We start from the raw sequence: 290 nt of genomic DNA on the forward strand, positions 1-290 counted from the left end.
CGGCGGTCGCCGCGAACGAGGCGGTGTGGCCGTCGATGAGATCGACGTCGTTGAAGGCGATGGTGCCGGCGGCGTTGAGGGAATCGGTGAGGTCCGGCGTCGTCGGGGCATCCTCGACGACGGAGCCGGTGGCGTCCGCCGTGGTGATGGAGACCACATCCTCGGTGCCGGTGATGGTGACGGCGACGACCTGGGTCGCGGTCGAGCCATGGCCGTCGTCGACGGTCACGGTGTAGTGCTCGACGACGCTCTGGCCGGCGGCAAGGTATTGGGCGGCGGCGTTGTCGAGG

1 protein-coding gene is annotated in these 290 nt (G+C 69.7%); it reads right to left on the reverse strand.

Going from position 1 to position 290, the window contains the following annotated elements:
- A partial coding sequence (locus tag EOA13_RS37805) for a VCBS domain-containing protein (protein ID WP_206535401.1) occupies window positions 1-290 on the reverse strand: 290 nt, incomplete at both ends.

It is taken from the genome of Mesorhizobium sp. M7A.F.Ca.US.011.01.1.1 (assembly GCF_003998295.1).
Lineage (GTDB): Bacteria > Pseudomonadota > Alphaproteobacteria > Rhizobiales > Rhizobiaceae > Mesorhizobium.